At 42.9% G+C, this 20,032-nt stretch carries 25 protein-coding genes and 1 other annotated feature (1 of these 26 running past the window's edge); of the genes, 17 read left to right on the top strand and 8 right to left on the bottom strand.

What is annotated here, in order from left to right; genetic code table 11:
- Window positions 1-67, top strand: a binding site (T-box leader) (it extends 153 nt beyond the left edge of the window).
- 89 nt (window positions 68-156) lie between these two features.
- The 13 genes from CSV69_RS06605 (at window position 157) to CSV69_RS06545 (ending at window position 11,138) form a co-directional block, all read left to right on the top strand.
- On the top strand, window positions 157-1,539 hold the full coding sequence (locus CSV69_RS06605) for an anthranilate synthase component I family protein (protein WP_232319496.1): 1,383 nt from the start codon (window positions 157-159) through the stop codon (window positions 1,537-1,539).
- 65 nt (window positions 1,540-1,604) lie between these two features.
- Window positions 1,605-2,636 (top strand): anthranilate phosphoribosyltransferase, encoded by a 1,032-nt coding sequence (gene trpD, locus CSV69_RS06600; protein ID WP_099624857.1) that lies wholly within the window; start codon window positions 1,605-1,607, stop codon window positions 2,634-2,636.
- A complete protein-coding gene (gene trpC / locus CSV69_RS06595; RefSeq protein WP_099692989.1) occupies window positions 2,633-3,421 on the top strand; it encodes an indole-3-glycerol phosphate synthase TrpC in 789 nt (262 codons plus the stop codon). The genes trpD and trpC overlap by 4 nt, the downstream gene beginning before the upstream one ends.
- Window positions 3,418-4,050: a phosphoribosylanthranilate isomerase gene (locus CSV69_RS06590; protein ID WP_085427521.1), complete on the top strand. Its 633-nt coding sequence runs from the start codon at window positions 3,418-3,420 to the stop codon at window positions 4,048-4,050. Before trpC ends, CSV69_RS06590 begins: the two co-directional genes overlap by 4 nt.
- A complete protein-coding gene (trpB, locus tag CSV69_RS06585) occupies window positions 4,034-5,224 on the top strand; it encodes a tryptophan synthase subunit beta (protein WP_099692988.1) in 1,191 nt (396 codons plus the stop codon). The genes CSV69_RS06590 and trpB overlap by 17 nt, the downstream gene beginning before the upstream one ends.
- Window positions 5,221-6,012 (top strand): tryptophan synthase subunit alpha, encoded by a 792-nt coding sequence (trpA, locus tag CSV69_RS06580; protein WP_085427519.1) that lies wholly within the window; start codon window positions 5,221-5,223, stop codon window positions 6,010-6,012. The genes trpB and trpA overlap by 4 nt, the downstream gene beginning before the upstream one ends.
- A 256-nt stretch (window positions 6,013-6,268) precedes the next feature.
- The gene (locus CSV69_RS06575) at window positions 6,269-7,198 is read left to right on the top strand and encodes a S66 peptidase family protein (protein ID WP_085427518.1); all 930 of its coding nucleotides are present in this window, start codon (window positions 6,269-6,271) and stop codon (window positions 7,196-7,198) included.
- 223 nt (window positions 7,199-7,421) lie between these two features.
- Window positions 7,422-7,709: an enolase C-terminal domain-like protein gene (locus CSV69_RS06570; protein ID WP_143560805.1), complete on the top strand. Its 288-nt coding sequence runs from the start codon at window positions 7,422-7,424 to the stop codon at window positions 7,707-7,709.
- Window positions 7,700-8,590, top strand: coding sequence for a C40 family peptidase (locus CSV69_RS06565; RefSeq protein WP_099692987.1), 891 nt, complete (start codon window positions 7,700-7,702; stop codon window positions 8,588-8,590). Before CSV69_RS06570 ends, CSV69_RS06565 begins: the two co-directional genes overlap by 10 nt.
- A gap of 90 nt (window positions 8,591-8,680) precedes the next feature.
- Complete coding sequence (locus tag CSV69_RS06560) at window positions 8,681-9,160, top strand: acyl-CoA thioesterase (RefSeq protein WP_099692986.1); 480 nt, start codon at window positions 8,681-8,683, stop codon at window positions 9,158-9,160.
- Between the two features lie 127 nt (window positions 9,161-9,287).
- A complete protein-coding gene (locus CSV69_RS06555; RefSeq protein ID WP_099692985.1) occupies window positions 9,288-10,082 on the top strand; it encodes a hypothetical protein in 795 nt (264 codons plus the stop codon).
- A 2-nt stretch (window positions 10,083-10,084) separates the two neighbouring features.
- Complete coding sequence (locus tag CSV69_RS06550) at window positions 10,085-10,453, top strand: GntR family transcriptional regulator (protein WP_099692984.1); 369 nt, start codon at window positions 10,085-10,087, stop codon at window positions 10,451-10,453.
- Entirely contained in the window at window positions 10,446-11,138 is a 693-nt protein-coding gene (locus CSV69_RS06545) for an ABC transporter ATP-binding protein (protein WP_199170397.1), read from the top strand. Before CSV69_RS06550 ends, CSV69_RS06545 begins: the two co-directional genes overlap by 8 nt.
- Window positions 11,139-11,421: 283 nt before the next feature.
- Here the strand turns inward: CSV69_RS06545 and mscL are convergent, their stop codons facing one another.
- From mscL to CSV69_RS16615, 5 genes are all read right to left on the bottom strand, one after another.
- Window positions 11,422-11,808, bottom strand: a complete 387-nt coding sequence (gene mscL, locus CSV69_RS06540; RefSeq protein WP_085427511.1) for a large conductance mechanosensitive channel protein MscL — start codon at window positions 11,806-11,808, stop codon at window positions 11,422-11,424.
- Between the two features lie 32 nt (window positions 11,809-11,840).
- Window positions 11,841-12,497 carry a phosphatase PAP2 family protein gene (locus CSV69_RS06535; protein ID WP_158232618.1) on the bottom strand — a complete coding sequence of 219 codons (657 nt, stop codon included), beginning with the start codon at window positions 12,495-12,497 and terminating at the stop codon, window positions 11,841-11,843.
- Between the two features lie 15 nt (window positions 12,498-12,512).
- On the bottom strand, window positions 12,513-12,704 hold the full coding sequence (locus tag CSV69_RS16620) for a hypothetical protein (RefSeq protein WP_143560804.1): 192 nt from the start codon (window positions 12,702-12,704) through the stop codon (window positions 12,513-12,515).
- A gap of 136 nt (window positions 12,705-12,840) precedes the next feature.
- Entirely contained in the window at window positions 12,841-13,215 is a 375-nt protein-coding gene (locus tag CSV69_RS06530) for a hypothetical protein (protein WP_143560803.1), read from the bottom strand.
- Window positions 13,216-13,223: 8 nt separating this feature from the next.
- On the bottom strand, window positions 13,224-13,430 hold the full coding sequence (locus CSV69_RS16615) for a hypothetical protein (protein ID WP_143560802.1): 207 nt from the start codon (window positions 13,428-13,430) through the stop codon (window positions 13,224-13,226).
- A 216-nt stretch (window positions 13,431-13,646) separates the two neighbouring features.
- Between CSV69_RS16615 and desA the strand changes: the two genes are divergently transcribed.
- From desA to CSV69_RS06510, 4 genes are all read left to right on the top strand, one after another.
- Window positions 13,647-14,693, top strand: coding sequence for a Delta(5) desaturase DesA (gene desA / locus CSV69_RS06525; RefSeq protein ID WP_085427508.1), 1,047 nt, complete (start codon window positions 13,647-13,649; stop codon window positions 14,691-14,693).
- A 116-nt stretch (window positions 14,694-14,809) separates the two neighbouring features.
- On the top strand, window positions 14,810-15,937 hold the full coding sequence (locus CSV69_RS06520; protein ID WP_085427507.1) for a sensor histidine kinase: 1,128 nt from the start codon (window positions 14,810-14,812) through the stop codon (window positions 15,935-15,937).
- Window positions 15,938-15,939: 2 nt separating this feature from the next.
- Window positions 15,940-16,551, top strand: coding sequence for a response regulator transcription factor (locus CSV69_RS06515; protein ID WP_085427506.1), 612 nt, complete (start codon window positions 15,940-15,942; stop codon window positions 16,549-16,551).
- Window positions 16,552-16,677: 126 nt separating this feature from the next.
- Window positions 16,678-17,970, top strand: coding sequence for a D-serine ammonia-lyase (locus tag CSV69_RS06510; RefSeq protein ID WP_099693009.1), 1,293 nt, complete (start codon window positions 16,678-16,680; stop codon window positions 17,968-17,970).
- 70 nt (window positions 17,971-18,040) lie between these two features.
- On the opposite strand, the gene thiW is transcribed toward CSV69_RS06510, so the two are convergent.
- The 3 genes from thiW to thiD are packed head-to-tail and all read right to left on the bottom strand — an operon-like array spanning window position 18,041 to window position 20,015.
- Complete coding sequence (thiW, locus tag CSV69_RS06505; protein WP_099692980.1) at window positions 18,041-18,529, bottom strand: energy coupling factor transporter S component ThiW; 489 nt, start codon at window positions 18,527-18,529, stop codon at window positions 18,041-18,043.
- A gap of 11 nt (window positions 18,530-18,540) precedes the next feature.
- Window positions 18,541-19,200 (bottom strand): thiamine phosphate synthase, encoded by a 660-nt coding sequence (gene thiE / locus CSV69_RS06500; protein ID WP_099692979.1) that lies wholly within the window; start codon window positions 19,198-19,200, stop codon window positions 18,541-18,543.
- Window positions 19,200-20,015, bottom strand: a complete 816-nt coding sequence (gene thiD / locus CSV69_RS06495; protein ID WP_099692978.1) for a bifunctional hydroxymethylpyrimidine kinase/phosphomethylpyrimidine kinase — start codon at window positions 20,013-20,015, stop codon at window positions 19,200-19,202. Before thiD ends, thiE begins: the two co-directional genes overlap by 1 nt.
- Window positions 20,016-20,032 lie beyond the last annotated feature (17 nt).

Below are 20,032 nucleotides of genomic sequence, written 5' to 3'. Positions count from 1 at the left end.
ACATAAAGTGGGAGTGCTTCGGTGCTTCAATTTGAGGTGGCAACGCGGTTACGTAATCGTCCTCTGCAACAGGCTAACTGGCTCTGTTTGCAGAGGGCTTTTTCTATTTAATTAGACAAATTACACAGCAGTCCATAAGAGAAGAGGAGAATGAACATGATGACAGAACAGAAGAACTTGCGAGTAACGACACGAAAGATTGAAGGAGATTCTTTAACACCAATATTGATTTTTAGAAGATTAAAAGGAAATCATAAGTTCTTGCTGGAAAGTTCTTCGCAAGCAGGTGGATCAGGGCGTTATTCATTCATTGGACTGAATCCTCAAAAAGCCTACCGGGGTCGGGATGGTGTAGTAGAAGAAATCGTCTACTCGACGAATAGAACATATACGCATGAAGGAGATCTATATACATTACTGAAGCGACTGATGCCACGTATTACAGAAGATGCAGGATTCCCGTTCACGGGTGGTGCGGTCGGTTATGTAGGATACGGAGCCGCAAGAAACGGTGAACAGCGTGGAGTAGATGACCTCCAGATTCCGGATGTCTATTTCAATATTTACGATACGGTTGTCATCTATGATCATGAATTACATGAGGTTACATTACTGCATACAGAAATAAATCCCGTATATGAATCACCTGACTTGGACGCTATTGAAGATATGATCGTTAATGGATCAGTCGATAAAGAAGATAGTGTTTCACTTTCCGATTATCGTTGTGCCATATCAAAAGAAGAGTTTGAACGACGTGTCCAGATTGTGATTGATGCAATTAAAGAAGGGCAGGCGGAACAAGTAGTCCTATCACGACGTTTAGAAGCAGATATTACAGGTGATCCATTCGCATTGTATCGTAAACTGCGCCGACGTAATCCATCTCCATATATGTATTACATGGAGTTTGAAGATCATACCGTCATCGGAACATCACCTGAAAGTCTGGTGCGTGTTACGGGAGAGCAAGTATTAACGAATCCTATTGCAGGAACTCGCAGACGAGGTCGAGATCAAGCGGAAGATCAAGCACTTGAAGTGGAGTTGCGTAATGATCCGAAAGAGCTGTCCGAACACGATATGTTAGTTGAAGTGAGCAAGAAAGAACTACAGCAAATCTGTCGCCCAGAAACAATTGAAGTGGCGAATTATTTGGAGACCGTTCGCTATGAACACGTCATGCACTTAGTTTCTGAAGTGAAAGGTGACCTCGCTCCAGGCTTACATGCACTGGATGCATTGAAGGCGACGATGCCTGCTGGTACTGTAACAGGCTCTCCAAAAACGGCTGCTATGGATATGATTGATGAATTAGAAGACCAGCATCGCGGAATTTACGGTGGGGCGATTGGTTATATCGGTTTGAATGGTAATATCGACTTCGCACTCACAATTCGCACGATGCTTGTCAAAGACGGTAAAGCTTATGTTCAAGCAGGCGCTGGAATAGTGGAAGCTTCTGTTCCATCACTAGAGTATAAAGAAACATCCAATAAAGCCCGTTCCTTGCTTGAAGCAACGGAAACGGCAAAGTAATTACTAAGGCTCAAGCCTTACCGAAGGATAGCGACAGCGCTGAGACGAGAAGGGGAGAGACGAGTATGGAGAAATTTTTAACCATAGTAGAGAAGCAACGTCACTTAATGTATGAAGAAATGAGAGAAGCAGCCGAGCTAATGTTTCGCGATGAGACAGATGAAGAGCAAATTGCACAATTCTTGATCGCGTTATCAAAGAAAGGCGAAACCTCACATGAAGTAGCCGCACTGGCCGCTGTGATGAAATCCTATGCAAATGAACTAACACCAGCAGAAGCACGTTATTTGGATAACTGTGGAACAGGCGGAGATGGCGTCAATACATTTAATATTAGTACGACAGCTGCCTTTGTTTTGGCAGGTGCGGGTGTACAGGTTGCGAAACATGGTAACCGTAAAATATCGAGCGCGTCAGGGAGCCAAGACGTCTTGGATGCACTTGGCATTCATCCAGACTTCCAGATAACAGATATGCAGAATTTATTAGAACAACAAGGAATCGCATTTTTATTCGCGCCAGCTATTCATCCGAAAATGAAACGAATCGGTGCTATACGAAATAAAATCGGTAAAACAACGATCTTTAATTTAGTAGGTCCCTTAACGAATCCTGTATCACTGGAAACACAATTCACGGGTATTAACCGTCCTGATTTCATTATGGAGTATGCTTCCGTACTGAGAATGCTAGGACGGGAGCGAGCAATTGTCGTAAGTGGGGCAGGTGGGATGGATGAAGCGTCTTTAGCAGGTCAGAATGAATTTGTCTTACTCGATCATGGCGATTTAATTCCGTTTTCATTGACTGCAGATGACGTGGGACTTGAATATGCACCATTGTCAGCGATTAAAGGTGGAAATGCAGTAGAAAATGCCGCAACAACGCGATCGATCTTAAGTGGAGAACGTGGACCGAAGTTCGATACAGTCGTATTGAATGCAGGAATCGGTTTGTTCGCAAATGGCAAAGTGTCTACTATTCAAGAAGGTGTAAAAGTTGCCACAGAAAGTATACTTTCGGGCAAAGCGTTAGAAAAATTAGAGGCCGTTGTCGCATTCAGCGAATTGATCCGGCAAAAGGCGGTTATCCAATGACGATTTTAGATAAAATTATTGCACAGAAGAAGATAGAAGTAGAGCGTTTGTTAAAAAGTAACACGATATTTCCCGAGCGAGAGATCATACGCCCATCACTTTATCAGACATTACGAAAAGCTAAACACGTCCAAGTCATTTCTGAAATGAAGCGTGCCTCACCTTCCAAAGGAATCATCGCAGAAGGTGCAAATCCAGTAAAGCAAGCAATAGCCTATTATGAAGCAGGCGCTGCGTGCATATCCGTACTGACGGATCAGGAATTTTTCAAAGGGTCATTTGAAGATTTATCTGCAGTAGCGGACGCGGTACCGATTGCATTATTATGCAAAGACTTTATCATTCATAAAATTCAGATTGACCAAGCAAAAAGTGCAGGTGCTTCCGTTATTTTATTGATTGTGGCTGCGCTTGATGATGAAACGCTCGGAAGTCTGTATACGTATGCCAATGAAGAAGGTTTGGATGTACTTGTCGAGGTGCATAACGTCGAAGAACTACAGCGAGCATTGGCGATTGATGCAAGAATCATCGGTGTCAATAATCGTGACCTGCATACATTCGAAGTAGATTTAGCACATACGGAACTGATCGCATCACACTTCCCGTTTGATGAAGAGCGTGTGTTTGTCAGCGAAAGTGGAATCTGGGGACGTGAGGATGCAGAACGTGCATCGAAAGCGGGAGCAAGTGCAGTGCTTGTCGGAGAATCGTTGATGCGCAGTGATTCAGTGAAGGAAGCCTTGCAAGCATTACAAGTAGAAAAACACGTGGTTCGACCATGACAAAAGTAAAGATTTGCGGATTGATGAAACCTGAACATGTGAAAGCGGCTGTAGATGCAGGTGCGGATGCAATAGGTTTTGTCTTCGCACCTAGTCGCAGGGAAGTGACGATAGAGCAGGCGCGTGAATTGGCAATGCTCATCCCGCCGACCGTGTTGAAAATTGGTGTCTTCGTTGATGAAACGATCGAGCAACTGCAAAAGACTTTTAAAGAAGTGCCGCTTGATTATATTCAGTACCACGGAGAAGAGACGCCAGCTTTCATTCAGCAAGTAGGGTTACCTTCCATTAAAGCACTTGCTATAGAAACTGAAGACGACGTGAAGCTCGCTACTACCTATGACGTGGATTATTATTTATTTGATACACCAGGTGTTGAATACAAAGGTGGTAGCGGTAAAACGTTCGACTGGTCATTACTTGAAAATGCAGGTGTGTCCAAAGAGCAGATTATTTTAGCCGGTGGATTGCATGCAGGGAATGTACAGGAAGCGCTTGGACAAGTGAATCCATACATGGTAGATGTCTCTAGTGGAGTGGAAATAGAGAAGCAAAAAGACACGGGACGCATTCAGACGTTTATTCATACAGCGAAGGGTAGGAGAGATTGTCATGACAACAGAAACTAAAGGACGCTACGGGAAATTTGGGGGACAATTCGTTCCGGAAACATTGATGACTGCACTACAGGAATTAGAATTGGCTTACGAAGAAGCGCAGCAAGATCCTGCGTTTTCAAAAGAACTGGATTACTATTTAAAAGAATTTGTTGGTCGTGAAACACCTTTGTTTTTTGCAGAGCGTTTGACGAAGCATGCAGGTGGCGCAAAAATCTATTTAAAACGTGAAGATTTGAACCATACAGGCGCTCATAAAATCAACAACTCTCTTGGCCAGGCATTGCTTGCGATTCGTATGGGCAAGAAGAAAATTGTGGCAGAGACAGGCGCCGGCCAACATGGTGTGGCAACAGCTACTGCTTGTGCATTACTCGGCCTAGAGTGCGTTGTTTTCATGGGGAAAGAAGATATCCGTCGTCAAGAACTAAATGTTTTCCGTATGGAACTTCTCGGCACGAAGGTAGTTTCCGTCGATAAAGGTTCAGGAACGTTGAAGGACGCAGTGAATGAAGCACTACGCTACTGGGTTTCAAATGTAAATGACACACATTATATTCTTGGATCAGTCCTAGGCCCACATCCATTCCCACAAATTGTTCGTGATTTCCAGCGTGTCATTGGGGATGAAACACGTAAGCAAATCGTGGAACATGAAGGACGTCTGCCTGATGCAGTCGTGGCTTGTATTGGTGGCGGTAGTAACGCGATTGGTATGTTCCATCCTTTCATCGATGATCAAGACGTGAAATTGTACGGTGTAGAAGCAGCGGGTAGCGGTATTTCAACAGGCAAACACGCGGCAGCCATTGCAGGTAAACAAGAAGGAGTTTTGCATGGTGCGTATATGTATGTACTACAAGATGACGATGGCTTCATCCAAGAAGCGCACTCGATTTCAGCAGGTCTCGATTACCCTGCAGTAGGACCGGAACATTGCCATTTAGCTGATATAAAGCGTGTGAAGTATGACTCCGTTACGGATCAGCAAGCACTAGAAGGAGTGCAACTACTATCTCGTGTTGAGGGAATTATTCCTGCTTTAGAAAGTGCGCATGCCGTCTATTATGCAGTTCAACTAGCGAAAGAAATGAAAGCAGAAGAGACGCTCGTCATCTGTCTGTCGGGCCGCGGTGACAAAGATATGCAAACAGTCCGTGATGCGCTAGGAGGGCAAACGAAATGACAAAACAACAAGTAATGCAAGCGATTCTACATTGTAATGAGCAGGGTAATAAAGCATTTGTTCCGTATATTATGGCGGGGGACGGCGGATTGCAGACGTTGAAAAAGACTATCCTCTTCCTGCAAGAAGCAGGTGCAACAGCAATTGAAGTAGGCATTCCATTTTCCGATCCAGTAGCGGATGGTGAAGTGATTCAACAGGCGGGTGAACGTGCTCTTGCTGAGGGGATTACACTTCGTAAAGTAATGAAAGAACTAGCATCGTTCAAGGAAGAAGTAACGGTTCCGCTAGTCATCATGACGTATTTGAATCCTGTGCTTAGCTACGGTTTGACAGCCATTGCAGCAGATTGCGAAGCAAGTGGAGTCTATGGTTTGATCATTCCGGATCTTCCGCTTGAAGAAAGCGGAATGTTGAAAGATGCATTAAAGAATAGCGATGTGGCGCTGATCCAATTGGTTTCGCTCACAAGTCCCACTGAGCGAATCGAAGCCATCGCGAAAGCAGCTGAAGGTTTCATTTACGCAGTGACAGTAAACGGTATCACGGGTGTCCGTTCATCATTTACAGAAGGACTTGAAGGTCACTTGGAGCGGCTTAAAGCGGCTAGTTCTGTTCCAGTACTTGCTGGATTCGGGATATCGACTCCTGAGCAAGTGAGATCACTAGGATCCTTGGCTGACGGGGTAATTGTAGGAAGTGCGATCGTCACGGCCCTTCATGTAGGAGATCACGAAACGGTTCGTACGTTAATCAACGCATCTAAAAATCAATTAACAAATAGCTAACTATTTACCGGACAACTGACATATATCAGTTGTTCGTTTTTTTATTCTCAATAAAACTATCCACAAAAGAAGAATTGTGAATAACTTTTTCTGTTATTTAAGTAAGTTTATATAAAGTATGCACAATAACAGGGGATTAACTGTTCATAAGGGGGGATAACTTAATGATTACCCACAATCCATTTCATATGTAGTAGAAAGCTCGTGATGACGATGGAGTTTCGTGAATATGATAAAGTAGGACGTAGAAAGGGTGATGAGTAGAATGATTCGTCCAGCACGTTTAGTACAAGGTGATGTGATTGGGATTGTGGCGCCTGCTAGTCCTGTAGAACGTAAGGTTTTAGAGCGGTCATTTCAATTTTTGGAGCAATTAGGTCTTCGCTATAAAGTAGGACAGTCCGTGTATAAGAAAAATGGTTATTTGGCAGGGACTGATGAAGAGAGACTTGCTGATTTGCATGACATGTTCAAAGATCCTGAAGTGAAGGGTATTTTCTGCGCGGGTGGCGGATACGGTTCTGCCCGCTATGCCGAGCAACTAGATCTCGATTTAATTCACGATAATCCAAAAGTGTTTTGGGGATTTAGTGATATTACCTATCTACATACCGTGATCCGTCAAGGTGCAGGCCTCGTGACATTCCATGGGCCGATGCTGGCATCCTGTGTTGCACAGGAGACATTCCATGAGATGTCCGGTAAAATGTTCGGGCAATTGTTTTCCCCTGTAGAAGTTCATTACACGGAAGCAATCTCACCACTAGAAACGCTTGTTGGCGGGGTAGCAGAAGGTGAAGTGATCGGCGGTAATTTAACGCAACTCGTTAATAGTTTAGGCAGTGAATTTGAGATCAAGACGAATAACCGTTTACTCGTACTCGAGGATGTAGGGGAAGAGCCGTATAAAGTAGATCGTCTACTCAATCAATTACGTCTCGCAGGCAAGCTTCGCGAGGCAGCAGGCATCGTGATTGGTGATTTTGCGAAATCGACACCAACGAAGCCAGATGCTTCACTTGCAATGAATGAAGTGTTCGACCATTATTTCGGCAATCTGAATCAACCTGTCGTGAAAGGATTCCGTATCGGTCATTGTGAGCCGAACATTGCCATTCCATTTGGCGTGAAAGGACGTTTGGATGCACATAATAAGACATTGACGATCTTACCGGGAGTAGAATAAATGCAAATTCGCACGGTTTATATTGTGTAATTGGTGAACGTCAAATAAACCCCCGACACTTGTTTAACAAGCGTCGGGGGTTTTCGTTATGTCATCCAGTATGGAAAGGAATCTGCAGAACGTCTTGCCGTGGGCTTCGGTATGCTTCATTTACTAATGAAAAGATGACAGACTGAATTTGAAATTAATAGAACAGCCACTTGCCGCATAGGATATAGAAGATTTGAGAGTGATCACAAGACAGACAAGCACGTTGATCATGACAGATGAATCATTATTTTCAGCTAACAATGCCAGGAAGTTGCTAGAGGTGCGCGCAATGAATGTACTGAATATTAAATTGATGAAGTTGGGGGGAATCCTTGAAGCCTTGAAAATCAATGGATTGGCTGTAGTAAATGGTATAGAGTCTACTGCTAGTGGTGTAATGTATACCCGTTCACAAATGGAATTCAGTAAGGAGTCTGGTCTTGAAACTAATGATACAGTAGGTGAAAACATATGCATATAAATGAAAAATGGATGTGCGCTGTTAGCGTTGCGACGGTGTGGACGGATCCTGATTCTCCACGTGTGGCGGATTTACCTGCCTTGGATCATCCCGTGCAAATGGATAGATGGCTATCCCATCTATCTTATGAGGAACGTCTAGCATTAAGTGAGAAGAATCAAATCCAAACACAGCTATTATATGGCGAGCCCGTGATTGTTGAGGATGTAGTTGGCGATTGGGCACGTATAGTTGCCATTTCCCAGCAGACACGCAAAGATCCACGCGGCTATCCAGGCTGGGTGCCACTCGTTCAACTTTCTATGCGGGAACGAATAAGGGCAGAAGAGTTTGTTCGGGTTTCGAATCCAAAAGCTGCACTGTTTGATGAATCAGGTACATTCTTTTTACGTGTATCGTTCAACACAATTTTTCCTTCCGGTGAACGGAGGGGGAAGAAACTACGTGTGTGGACACCGCATGGCTGGAAGTTATTGAATGCATCAGATGTGGAGACGGTGGGAGAAGAATCGATTCATCGCACGCTTACACTGGGAAGACGTTTCATGGGCTTACCCTATTTATGGGGGGGTATGTCTGCATGGGGCTTTGATTGCTCGGGGTTTATTCGTGCTATTTGGGAAGCTTGCGGAATTGGTCTACCACGTGATGCTGTGGATCAGGCAGAAGCCGGCAGACCGATCTCGCTTGACTCTGCAGATTGGCAAAAAGGTGATTTACTCTTTTTTGAGAATGAAGAACAGTGTATTCATCATGTAGCGATGTACGTGGGCAACGGAAAAATTCTTCACGCACCTTCAACTGGGAAATTAATTGAACAAATTGAGCTGAATAAGTCTGTATATGCTGAAAATGTCTGTAAAGTGCGCAGAATTATTTAATCGTACGAACACTATAAACAGCAAGTATTAGCGAAGACTCCCTTCTTTTATGTATACTGAAAAGAGTATATAGAAAAGGGAGCTGTCTTCATGTCTGAACAAAAACCAATGAGTGAATCGAGAACGATCCAGAGTAAGCTAGTCTTACCACCGGATACAAATCATATTCAATCCATTTTCGGTGGTAAAGTACTTTCCTATATCGATGAAATTGCAGCGATTTCTGCTATGAAACATGCGGGCACACGAGCTGCGATCACCGCTTCGATCGATTCTGTCGATTTCGTTTCTCCTGCTTTGCTAGGAGACGTTATTGAACTTGAAGCGATAGTTACTTCAGTTGGCCGCACTTCAATGGAAGTGTTCATTTCTGTACATTCCAAAAATCTGGTGACAGGTGAAGTGAGGTTAACGACGGAATCATTCTGTACGATGGTTGCGGTAGATGACACGAACTGTCCGATACCCGTGGCGGAAGTGTATCCCGAAACGGAATTGGAAAAACGTCATTTCGAAACTGCACCTGCACGACGTGAACTTCGTAAGCAACGAAGATTGATGAAGCATTGATAAAAACACAAGGCCGAAACGGGCATCCGTTTCGGCCTTGTGTTTTTATTTTAGAAATGCCTAGTCATTTTTTAAGTTCTAGTGTATTATATAACTAATACACTAGAGTGGAAGGAGTGTTTTAAAGATGAAGACAGTATTTGGCGGTCTAATACAGAAAGAATGGATTATGTTAAAGAGGTTGATATTTTGGATTTTTCTGCTGGATATAGTAGTCATTACGGTAGCGCCCCCTTTAGTAACGAGCTTCGCTGGAAGACTAGATACACTGTACGATAATACGCATATCATTGTGGGTGTTTTGCTCGTTTTGCATATATTTGCTGTTGTTTTTATCTTATTCGAAAGTTTGAAAAGAGAGATGAGGACATTGGATATGTGGTTACATTCTCCAACATCCATGGTTCAACTCGTCGGTGCTAAATTAACATTTGCCGTTTTGCTGGCATTAGGCAGCTTATTCTTTAGCGGTTTTCTCGGTGGGGTCGTCCTCTATGTAATAAAAGACGGGACAATAGGAGTTGAAGGGAAAGAAGTGTTGGCGTTAGTCAGTGTAGTACTGGCGCTATCCATAAAGTTGATCTTTATGACGGCTACTGGTTGGTTCTTCTGGAGTGTATATAAAGTGATTAAGTCAAGACTGCGCTTCTTTTCGATACCATTCATCTTGCTGTTCATTGTGAGTGCATTAGTCATTTGGGAACAACTACGAATTAATGGATTCTTTGATTGGCTTCGTACGATTGTATCAGTACGGCTGACGGATGAGTCCTTTTACAATGAACATACGAGTTACTTTTTCATGGGGTTTGTACCGGATGGCATTGCCTTTTCGGTAGGCAATTTAGCCTTTTACCTAATCATCAGCCTTGTATTACTAATGATAGGATCTATGTTCTTTGAGAAGAAAGTGAGGGTGTAACGATGAGTATGGAATTTCTACCAGATAAACCGATTTACCAACAACTCGTCGATCACATTATGGGGGAAATCATTCGAGGCACGCTTGCAGTAGGGGAGAAGTTACCATCTGTACGGGAATATGCTGTTTTGGTCGGTGTGAATGCTAACACAATGCAAAGGGTCTATAGGGAACTTGAGAATCTAGGGATTACCGATACGAGAAGGGGGCAGGGATCATTCGTGACAGAAAATCATGCAAGGATTCAAGAACTCCGTGAAGAGATGAAAGAGCAACTTGTCGAGTCATTCATTCAAAATGTTGAAGCTCTAGGCTTCACAACGAGCGAAATGGTCCACTACTTACAGAAGCGGGGTGGAAGTGATGATTGAATTGCAGATTGTTTCGAAACGTTATGGAGCTAAGCGAGCATTGGATGGAGTGTCACTTACGTTGCCCAAAGGAAGAATCATTGGACTGGTAGGTGAAAACGGTAGTGGGAAAACGACACTGCTTAAAATAGTAGCAGGGTTATTGACACCTACTACTGGGCTTGCAGTGTTCGATAACAATAAAATCACAAGGAGAGTCGCTTCTTCAGTAGCTTATATGCCTGATGGTGATTTGTTTTTTCCGGAATTTAATGTAAAACAATTATTTGATTTCTATAATTCGCAGTTTAGGGATTTCAACAGGAAGAAAGCAGAGGAAATCGCAGAGTTTCTTAGTATCCCACTGGATGCAAAGATCAGCACGCTGTCAAAAGGTAACCGGGGCCGAGTGAAAATTGCTGCAACACTTGGAAGAAATGCTTCCTATTATTTGCTTGATGAGCCGTTTTCGGGATTAGATCCGATGGTACGGGAAGATATAGCAAGGGGGCTCATCCGTTTCACCGATACAGAATGGCAAACCGTTCTCCTCTCTACACATGAAATTAAAGAAGTAGAACCATTATTGGATGAGATGATCGTGATGAAAGAAGGTCAACTACTCGCCCATAAAGAAATAGATGAAATCCGTGAAATATACGGAATGGATGCTACTACATGGCTCATTTCATTGTTTCGGCAGTAGTTTTAGACATATAAAAAGCAGTGGATGAAAAGGCTTTAAGCCCGCTCATTCACTGCTGTTTGTTTGTATTAGTTATTGCTGCTGAACGTACGGACTAGTCCAAGTACTGTTCCACCAAGAATAAATGCGAACAATGCATACATGATATAGACGAACCACATGAATATCCTCTCCTTTGATCAGTATCCTGCCTATCATTGTAACACCTCGACAGGCGCGTTGCAATGGACTTTGTGAGACAATCGTGGCCGTAATCTATCCAAATGAGTGAGTGATGGTTATTTTATCGTTCGCTTTTTAATAAATCACGAATCTCAGTGAGTAATTCCTCTTTTATATCTAGTGGTTTTTCTTCCTCTTCTTCTTCAACTATCTCAGCTGGCTTCATTTTCAACTTCATAAGTACCCGTAAGAAGACGAAGATCGAACCTGCAACAATCAAGAAATCAATGATAGATTGAATGAATAGACCGTATTTTATTGCTGCATCGCCAATTGTATAACTCAATGAAGAGAAGTCTAGACCACCTAACAAAACTCCAATAAGTGGTGTCATAATATTTTCAACTAAAGAAGAAACAATTGTTCCGAAAGCTGCACCAATTACGACACCGATTGCCAAATCAAAAATATTTCCTTTAAACGCAAACTCCTTAAAATCCTTCCACATATGCATAACCTCCTTTTCGGTTTTATAGTATTTTATTTCGTCTGTAATTTACCCGATTTTCGATGTTGCAAACGCTGATATAATGCAATGGATGCGAATAACCAGACTGAACTAGCTAATATGCCGCCGATTATATCGCTTGGGAAATGGACACCGAGATAGATTCTGCTAACCGCGATCATTACGATCATAAAAATAGCAAGAATAGTAATCCCCGTACGTGCCCATACATTACGTAAGTTCCGCCAAATGATATAAGCTAGAATTGTATAAAGACTGAACGCCATCATCGTGTGACCACTCGGGAAGCTGTATCCACCAATGTCTATGAGGCGATCAAAGTCAGGACGTTCGCGTCTGAAGATAAATTTAAGGACTTGATTGAGAACACCTGTCCCACCAAGTGCCACTGCGAATAATACGGCCTGTGCTTTGTGTTTCTTCCATAGAAGAACTGCAATTGTAAGTACAGCGAGCAATGCGACTGTAGTAGTAGAGCCGATTGTAGTAAATGTCTTCATAATAGACGTCAAACCTGAAGTTTGTGTGCCTTGTATGATATCTATAATAGGCTCATCAAAACTCGAGATCGTATGTTGATGAATGGATCTGGCAATATAGGCGAAAAAGCCGGTGAATAAAATACAAATAATCCAAACGGATACTAAACGAAGTGATAATTCACGCATGGTATACATTCCTTTCTATAGGTGTATATTCTGAACGATTGTAAAATGAATGTACAGTGAAATGTAGGGATCAATAGGTTGGATGATGGAGTTTTGGCTGGCAATGTAAGTGAAGTGGGCATTGGCGCCACTTCGGCGGTGATGGATGGCTTCCGCAATGAGCCAGACAGGAAGAGCGCCTGGCTGTCTCATTACTATGCCTACCACGTGCAGCCGCCTTCGTTGGATAATGTGTAGTGCAGTTCAGTTACTAAGTTTTTCGAATACACGGGGAAGGTGTTCATACAAGTAAGTAGGGTACGATGTTAGGTAGCTGTTTTGCGAACCCATACTCTTCCTTGTTTTATGCAAAAGTAGTGATTTGACTGTCTATGTAAGTGGAGCGGTCATTGACCCCACTTCGGCGGTGGTGGATGGCTTCCGCAATGAGCCAGACAGGAAGAGCGCCTGGCTGTCCCATTACTACGCCTACCACGTGCAGCCGCCTTCGTTGGATAATGTGTAGTGCAGTTCTGATTCTTCTTTTGCAAGAATGAGGAACGAATACGACCAGGTCTCTGGTTTTATCTACTATAAACAGAAGCCTGACTTGGTAAGTACTCAGTAGCGCAGGCACAACTGCGGGGTCGGCCGTGGCCATGAGACAGCTGGCAGCTCCACCGCTAGTTGGCTCATGGCTGAAGGCAATCCCCCACGTGCTTGCGCGAGTCCTAAGCACGACCCTCACTACTTTCCATGCACAAACCAATGTCGAGCAACGATCCTCTGATCTTCATCATTTATAAACCACAACCTAACTTGGTAAGTACTCAGTAGCGCAGGCACAACTGCGGGGTAGGCCGTGGCCATGAGACAGCTAGCAGCTCCACCGCTAGTTGGCTCATGGCTGGAGGCAATCCCCCACGTGCCTGTGCGGGTCCAGAAAGCAGACACTCACTACCTTCAATCCCCAACAACTAATCGAGCAACGACCCGATCACGACCCCATCTATCTGGAGTCACGCCCCAACCTAAACAATGTCATATCAACCACCACCTAAAACATATGACATTTGTCATCTCAAAGTCATGACATCTATGCCTACCCCTCCCTCCGTATAAAAGGTATTCTTAATGTACTAGCAAACCCAATAGGAGGTAAATTCAAACATGAGTAAAGAGCAAACAAAGCAACTGCACAAAGACGTCGCGCCTTTCGCGAAGTCCGATCTGAAAAAGAGCATTGTTCAAATGATCAACACGATTCCACCAGTATTTATTCTGTGGTTCTTGGCTTACCAGAGCCTGAGCGTATCTGTAACACTAACGGTAGTGTTATCAATCGTTGCAGCGTTCTTTGTAGTTCGCACATTCATCATCTTCCATGACTGCACGCACGGTTCATTCTTCCGCAATAAGAAAGCGAATAGCATTGTAGGAACAATCACTGGCGTCTTGACATTATTCCCGTATGAAAAATGGAAAAGAGAGCACTCGATTCACCACGCATCTAGTTCAAACTTAGACAAACGCGGTGTTGGAGATATCTGGGTCATGACCGTTGAAGAATACGAAAACGCTTCTAAGTTCGAACGTTTCAGCTACCGTGTTTACCGTAACCCTATTGTGTTATTCGGATTTGGACCTTTATATTTGGTACTAATCGCAGGTCGCTTTAACCGTAAAGACGCGCGTAAGAAAGAGCGTATGAACACATATTTGATCAATATTATTCTTATTGCAGTTTATACAGTATTAATCGTGGCTATTGGCTGGAAAGCATTCTTGCTGATTCAAGGTACGATGATGTTCACGGCTGGTGCCCTTGGTATTTGGTTGTTCTACATCCAACATACATTTGAAGATTCTTATTTCGAAGAGGAATCGGACTGGGATTATGTTAAAGCAGCAGTTGAAGGAAGTTCATACTATCAATTGCCACGTGCTCTACAGTGGGCAACAGGAAATATCGGATTCCACCACGTGCATCACTTAGCACCACGTGTACCAAACTATAACTTAGAAATGGCGCATGAATTAACTCCGCCACTACACAAAGCAACAACGATTACATTGAAGACTAGCTTTGAATCATTGCGTTACCGCTTATATGATCCAGCTAATAAAAAATTCATCACATTTAAAGAAGCAAAACAATATGTACCAAAAGAAAAGTTATCAATTGATTTAAAACCGAAACGTACACGCTTATCATAAAAAGGCGGGAGAAGGAGCAATCCTTCTCCGCCTTTTTATTTTGCATAAATATCTCGAGAGAGCTAGACAAGTAAATATTTGTTACAATGAAATGAAAAGGATGGCGATCAGAACTGATGTATAGTTGGTATAGTATATTTCCAAAAAGCCCATGGCTCAGTATTTATGCTTGGGTTGTATTTTGTATATTGCCTTTCTTTTTTATTTTACGAAGCGCGTCTCCATTTAATTTAACGATTGGCGTTATATTATTAGTGTTATTTTTCCTTTCTTACTATTTCTCCGCCAGGTCCAAAAGTGGTCTTATGTATATGTGGATCAGTTTTGAAATCGTTATTTCGGTCGTCATGACATTATTATTTGGTTATGTCTATTTATCTTTGTTCATTGCATTTTCCATTGGCAATATTAGAAGGCCAGTCGGGTTTTTCATTATTTACGGATTACATATTGCGATTTTAATTGCAGCAATTGTTGCAGGATTCTTTCTTGAAATTGAGTTGTTTTTACCACAAATCCACTTTGTCATTATTACGGTTATTGGCGTAGTATTATTGCCTTTTAATCTATACAATCGACAAAAGCGGGACTTACTGCAAGATCAGTTAGAGATTGCCAGGGAACGGATATCCGAGCTAATGATTATTCAAGAACGCGAGCGAATTGCACGGGATCTCCATGATACGTTAGGACAAAAGTTATCGATGATTGGTTTGAAAAGTGATCTAGCTTCTAAATTAATGGATCGAGATATCGAAACCGCAAAAGCGGAGATTCAAGATATACGTCAAATATCCAGTACTGCTTTAAAAGAAGTACGCGTTCTCGTCAGTGGCATGCGACGAGTGAAGATTAAAGATGAACTGGTTCGAGTTCAACAATTGCTAAAAGCAGCTGAAATTGAAGTGGAGATAGAAGGCAATCCAAACTTCCCTGACATGTCTCCTATTGTAGAAAATGTACTAGTTATGTGTTTGAAAGAAGCGATCAATAATGTAGTGAGACATAGCTATGCAGAGCGATGCTATATCCAATTTGAACACACAGAAAAATCATTTGTAATTAAAGTGAAAGATAACGGAATTGGTATAGCGAAAGACGGGGCAAACTTACCGGGTAACGGACTGGATGGTATGAAAGAACGATTGGAGTTCGTTAACGGTAAATTATCGGTTACGAGTGACAATGGGACGCAGCTTAAAATTTCCGTACCTGCTGTCCTGAAACAAATAAAGGAGGGATGAATATGATCCGCATTGTAATCGCAGAAGATCAAGGAATGCTGCTCGGTGCGCTAGGGTCGTTATTGAATCTGGAAGAAGATATGGAAGTGGTGGGCAAGGCCAAGAATGGTCAAGAAGCCATAGATTTAGTTAAAACCCTTCAGCCAGATGTTTGTATTATGGATATAGAGATGCCTATTAAAACGGGCCTCGACGCTGCAGAAGAACTCCAAGACTTAGATTGTCAGATTATCATTTTGACAACTTTTGCACGAGCAGGCTATTTCGAACGGGCACGTAATGCCGGAGTCCGTGGATATTTACTAAAAGATAATCCGATTGAAGAACTCGTAAAATCTATTCATTCCATTATTGAAGGACGTCGTATCTATGCACCAGAATTAATCGATTTAGCCTTTGATATGAAGGAAGAAGAGAAAAATCCGTTGACCGAGCGAGAAGTACAAGTACTGAAGCTTGTGTCAGAAGGAAAAACTACGAAGCAAATTGCCGCGGAGTTATTTTTGTCCCCTGGGACCGTTCGAAATTATGTATCGACAATCTTGGACAAGCTTGGTGTACGCAATCGCATAGAAGCGATTACGCTCTTTAATGAAAAAGGTTGGTTTAGTTAAAATCAATTTCTGAGTTCGGCGAATAATGACGGATGAATCATGCAAAATCTCTATAAATATGGCAATTCGCTATGTTATACTGAGGCTGAATTTACTATAAGGGGGCGACACGACGTGAATGATCTTATGCGAAATGAATGGCTTAAGAAACTGCCTTTGTTGCAAAAGGTGATGGAAAAGCAAGAGGTGTTATGGTGTAATCCTTTACTAGAATCCGTAGCTAGCGGACTAATGAAAACACGCGTATCGGAAGACGATATAAAGGATGCTAGTCAAAGGTTAGAGCGTTTCGCCCCTTATTTGGCAAAAGTTTTTCCGGATACTCAGGATGGCATAATTGAATCTCCTTTGACAGAAATTAAGCAAATGAAGTATGCACTTGAATCAATGTATAAGACAGATATTCCGGGTAGACTGTTGTTAAAACAGGATAATGCGCTTCCGATTTCAGGTTCCATAAAAGCGCGTGGAGGTATTTATGAAATACTAAAACATGCTGAAACATTGGCTATTGATCATCAGTTGCTCGATTCTACGAAAGACTATAGTCAATTTAATGAGAAGGCATTCAGTGGGCTGTTCGGGAAACATAAGATTGCTGTAGGTTCGACGGGCAATTTAGGACTTAGTATTGGAATCATGAGTGCAAAACTTGGCTTTAATGTCACTGTACATATGTCGGCAGATGCTAAGCAGTGGAAGAAAGAGTTATTGCGTTCAAAAGGCGTTATTGTAGTGGAATATGCTGATGATTACAGTAAAGCGGTGGAAGAAGGTCGACGTCAAGCGGATGCAGATCCAATGTGTCACTTTGTCGATGATGAAAATTCTATTGATTTATTCCTAGGCTATGCAGTGGCAGGGGAACGAGTTGCGTCACAATTAAAATCACAGCATATCGTCGTGGATAAAGATCATCCCTTATTTGTCTACTTACCTTGCGGGGTGGGAGGAGGTCCAGGCGGCGTGGCATTCGGACTAAAGCTAGCATTAGGCGATCATGTTCATTGCTTGTTTGCCGAACCTACTCATTCACCGTGCATGATGATTGGTATGATGACGGGAATGCATGATCAAGTATCTGTGGCGGACTTTGGATTGGATAATCAAACAGCAGCCGACGGATTAGCGGTTGGTACAGCATCGGCTTTTGTCGGAAAAACGATGGAACCTTTCTTGACGGGGTGCTATACGGTAGGGGATCAGACATTGTTCAAATTGTTGAAAGTGCTCGCAGACAGTGAAGACATTTGGTTAGAACCTTCCGCACTTGCTGGTATGACAGGTCCTGTACACGTAATAAAATCTAAACTTCCGTTAGCCAATTCTATAAACGCTACACATCTAGTGTGGGGAACCGGTGGAAACATGGTACCGAAGGAAGAAATGCAGCGCTATTATAATCAAGTGAATAAATAATACACGGTATTTCCCGGGAAATCGACAAAAGATCCGCAGAGATTCTTCTCTGCGGATCTTTTGTCGCAATTCACTTTAAATCTTTAAATAAATTTAACTTTAAAAGTCTAGGAGCTAGTAGCAGACCAATAATAGTGCCGCTAACTGTTGATACGAGGAACGGTGGCAAGAAGAAAAATGCGGTCACTGTAGTGCCCATCAGAATCTTTGCGTACGGAACAGCAAATAAAGGCGCAATCAAACCAGTACCGACAATTTCTCCAACGCCCGCACTCCAATTCTTATTAAATCGCTTATACAAAACACCTGCCAAAAAAGCACCAATCATACCGCCTGGAAATGCGAGCAATGAACCAGTTCCTGTCAATATGCGGACCAATCCTGTCACGAAAGCAACGGTAACAGCTGCGGCTGGCCCCATTACGATAGCGACAATCACATTCACCGCATGTTGAATAGGATAGGCCCTAGCAATGCCAGCCGGAAATGAAACGAATGCAGAGCCTGCGACTGCAATCGCGACGAACATCGTCATAAAAATCATTTTACGTGTATTCATAGCAACCTCGTTTACGTTAGAGTAGAATGGATCATTTTTGAAATAGATTTTGCAGCTTTTTGTGGGTCGGCAGCGGAGGCTATGGCAGATACTACCGCCACGCCATCTGCACCTGCTCGTATAATAGACTCCGTAGTATCTAGCGTAATCCCACCAATTGCTACCATTGGCATATCAGGAAATGCTGTATGAATTTTTTCCACTAAGTTTGTTCCGACAACGTCTGAAGCATCCAGTTTGGTTGCAGTCGGATAAATGGGGCCAAGGCCTATGTAATCGGCACCAATTGATTGTGCGAGTTGAACCTCAGTTGCGTTATGAGTCGAGACGCCAAGCCATTTATCAGGACCAATCCGTTTTCGAACACTATCTGCCTGTTCGTCGTCTTGCCCAACGTGTACACCATCCGCATTAAGTGCTAATGCCAAATCTACATCGTCATTAACTATAAACGGAACACGATATAATCTGCATAATGCCTGACATTTTCTTGCGAATCCAAGTAAAGCATCACCCGTTAATGCACCATCACCTTTTTCGCGCAACTGAAAACACGTAACACCGCCACGAAGTGCTGCTTCCAATACAGCTAAGGGCTCATGATTTTTTACGTTTGGCGTACCCATGACAAAGTATAAGCCCAATGCTTTCTTCACTTCTACATGTCGCATCAGAGCATCTCCCTTTTTAACTGTCCATATGCCCAATGATTCGTAGGACCATGACCTGAGCCGAGTTGTAAGCCATTTTCAATTGCTGCTTGAATGAATTGCTTTGCCTCGGCTACTGAATCGGGTAGAGAATAACCTCTTGCAAGAAACGCAGTCAAAGCAGCTGCAAACGTGCAACCCGTTCCATGTGTGTCTTTCGTTTGGATCCAAGGGGTAGTGACTGTGAATGATTGTCCGTCCGCATCAGCATAATAGTCTTTCGCATCGAGCACGTCACTGCGATGCCCGCCTTTTATGACCACAGCATTTGCACCGAGCTGGATAAGTTTTTCTGCTGCTAGTTGAATCTCTTCATCAGTACAGATCTTCATGTCTGTCAGTACTTCTGCTTCCGGAATGTTTGGCGTTATCACAGTTGCAAGTGGTATTAACTGTTCCTTCAGTGCCTCAATTGCTTGTTGTTGTAATAAAGAATGTCCACCTTTAGCAATCATCACAGGATCGATCACTAATGGAATAGGTGGATATTCTTTTAATAAAGAGGCGACTGCCGTAATGATTTCGGCTGAAAATAGCATACCAGTCTTACAGGCTTTCACGTCAAAGTCGTCGAGTACGGCTTTCATTTGTGCGGTTACACCGTCAGCTTGTACCGGATACACATTTTGTACACCTAATGTATTTTGTGCGGTTACTGCCGTAATAGCGGAAGTGCCAAATACACCGAGCTCTTGAAAAGTCTTCAAATCAGCCTGGATTCCCGCACCACCACCACTGTCTGATCCTGCAATAGTCATAGCTACTTGAATTGTCATTAAAAAACCTCCTATCT

The organism is Sporosarcina sp. P26b (assembly GCF_002743245.1).
In the GTDB taxonomy this organism is placed as follows: Bacteria; Bacillota; Bacilli; order Bacillales_A; family Planococcaceae; genus Sporosarcina; species Sporosarcina ureae_C.
The sequence above is the reverse complement of the archived record's forward strand: the minus strand, read 5'-3'. Positions and strand labels throughout refer to the sequence as shown.

Coding starts and splice junctions, on each gene's coding strand:
- CSV69_RS06605 (WP_232319496.1), top strand. CDS start 157: ATGATGACAGAACAGAAGAACTTGCGAGTAACGACACGAAAGATTGAA.
- trpD (WP_099624857.1), top strand. CDS start 1,605: ATGGAGAAATTTTTAACCATAGTAGAGAAGCAACGTCACTTAATGTAT.
- trpC (WP_099692989.1), top strand. CDS start 2,633: ATGACGATTTTAGATAAAATTATTGCACAGAAGAAGATAGAAGTAGAG.
- CSV69_RS06590 (WP_085427521.1), top strand. CDS start 3,418: ATGACAAAAGTAAAGATTTGCGGATTGATGAAACCTGAACATGTGAAA.
- trpB (WP_099692988.1), top strand. CDS start 4,034: ATGACAACAGAAACTAAAGGACGCTACGGGAAATTTGGGGGACAATTC.
- trpA (WP_085427519.1), top strand. CDS start 5,221: ATGACAAAACAACAAGTAATGCAAGCGATTCTACATTGTAATGAGCAG.
- CSV69_RS06575 (WP_085427518.1), top strand. CDS start 6,269: ATGAGTAGAATGATTCGTCCAGCACGTTTAGTACAAGGTGATGTGATT.
- CSV69_RS06565 (WP_099692987.1), top strand. CDS start 7,700: ATGCATATAAATGAAAAATGGATGTGCGCTGTTAGCGTTGCGACGGTG.
- CSV69_RS06560 (WP_099692986.1), top strand. CDS start 8,681: ATGTCTGAACAAAAACCAATGAGTGAATCGAGAACGATCCAGAGTAAG.
- CSV69_RS06555 (WP_099692985.1), top strand. CDS start 9,288: ATGAAGACAGTATTTGGCGGTCTAATACAGAAAGAATGGATTATGTTA.
- CSV69_RS06550 (WP_099692984.1), top strand. CDS start 10,085: ATGAGTATGGAATTTCTACCAGATAAACCGATTTACCAACAACTCGTC.
- CSV69_RS06545 (WP_199170397.1), top strand. CDS start 10,446: ATGATTGAATTGCAGATTGTTTCGAAACGTTATGGAGCTAAGCGAGCA.
- mscL (WP_085427511.1), bottom strand. CDS start 11,808: ATGTGGAAGGATTTTAAGGAGTTTGCGTTTAAAGGAAATATTTTTGAT.
- CSV69_RS06535 (WP_158232618.1), bottom strand. CDS start 12,497: ATGCGTGAATTATCACTTCGTTTAGTATCCGTTTGGATTATTTGTATT.
- desA (WP_085427508.1), top strand. CDS start 13,647: ATGAGTAAAGAGCAAACAAAGCAACTGCACAAAGACGTCGCGCCTTTC.
- CSV69_RS06520 (WP_085427507.1), top strand. CDS start 14,810: ATGTATAGTTGGTATAGTATATTTCCAAAAAGCCCATGGCTCAGTATT.
- CSV69_RS06515 (WP_085427506.1), top strand. CDS start 15,940: ATGATCCGCATTGTAATCGCAGAAGATCAAGGAATGCTGCTCGGTGCG.
- CSV69_RS06510 (WP_099693009.1), top strand. CDS start 16,678: ATGCGAAATGAATGGCTTAAGAAACTGCCTTTGTTGCAAAAGGTGATG.
- thiW (WP_099692980.1), bottom strand. CDS start 18,529: ATGAATACACGTAAAATGATTTTTATGACGATGTTCGTCGCGATTGCA.
- thiE (WP_099692979.1), bottom strand. CDS start 19,200: ATGCGACATGTAGAAGTGAAGAAAGCATTGGGCTTATACTTTGTCATG.
- thiD (WP_099692978.1), bottom strand. CDS start 20,015: ATGACAATTCAAGTAGCTATGACTATTGCAGGATCAGACAGTGGTGGT.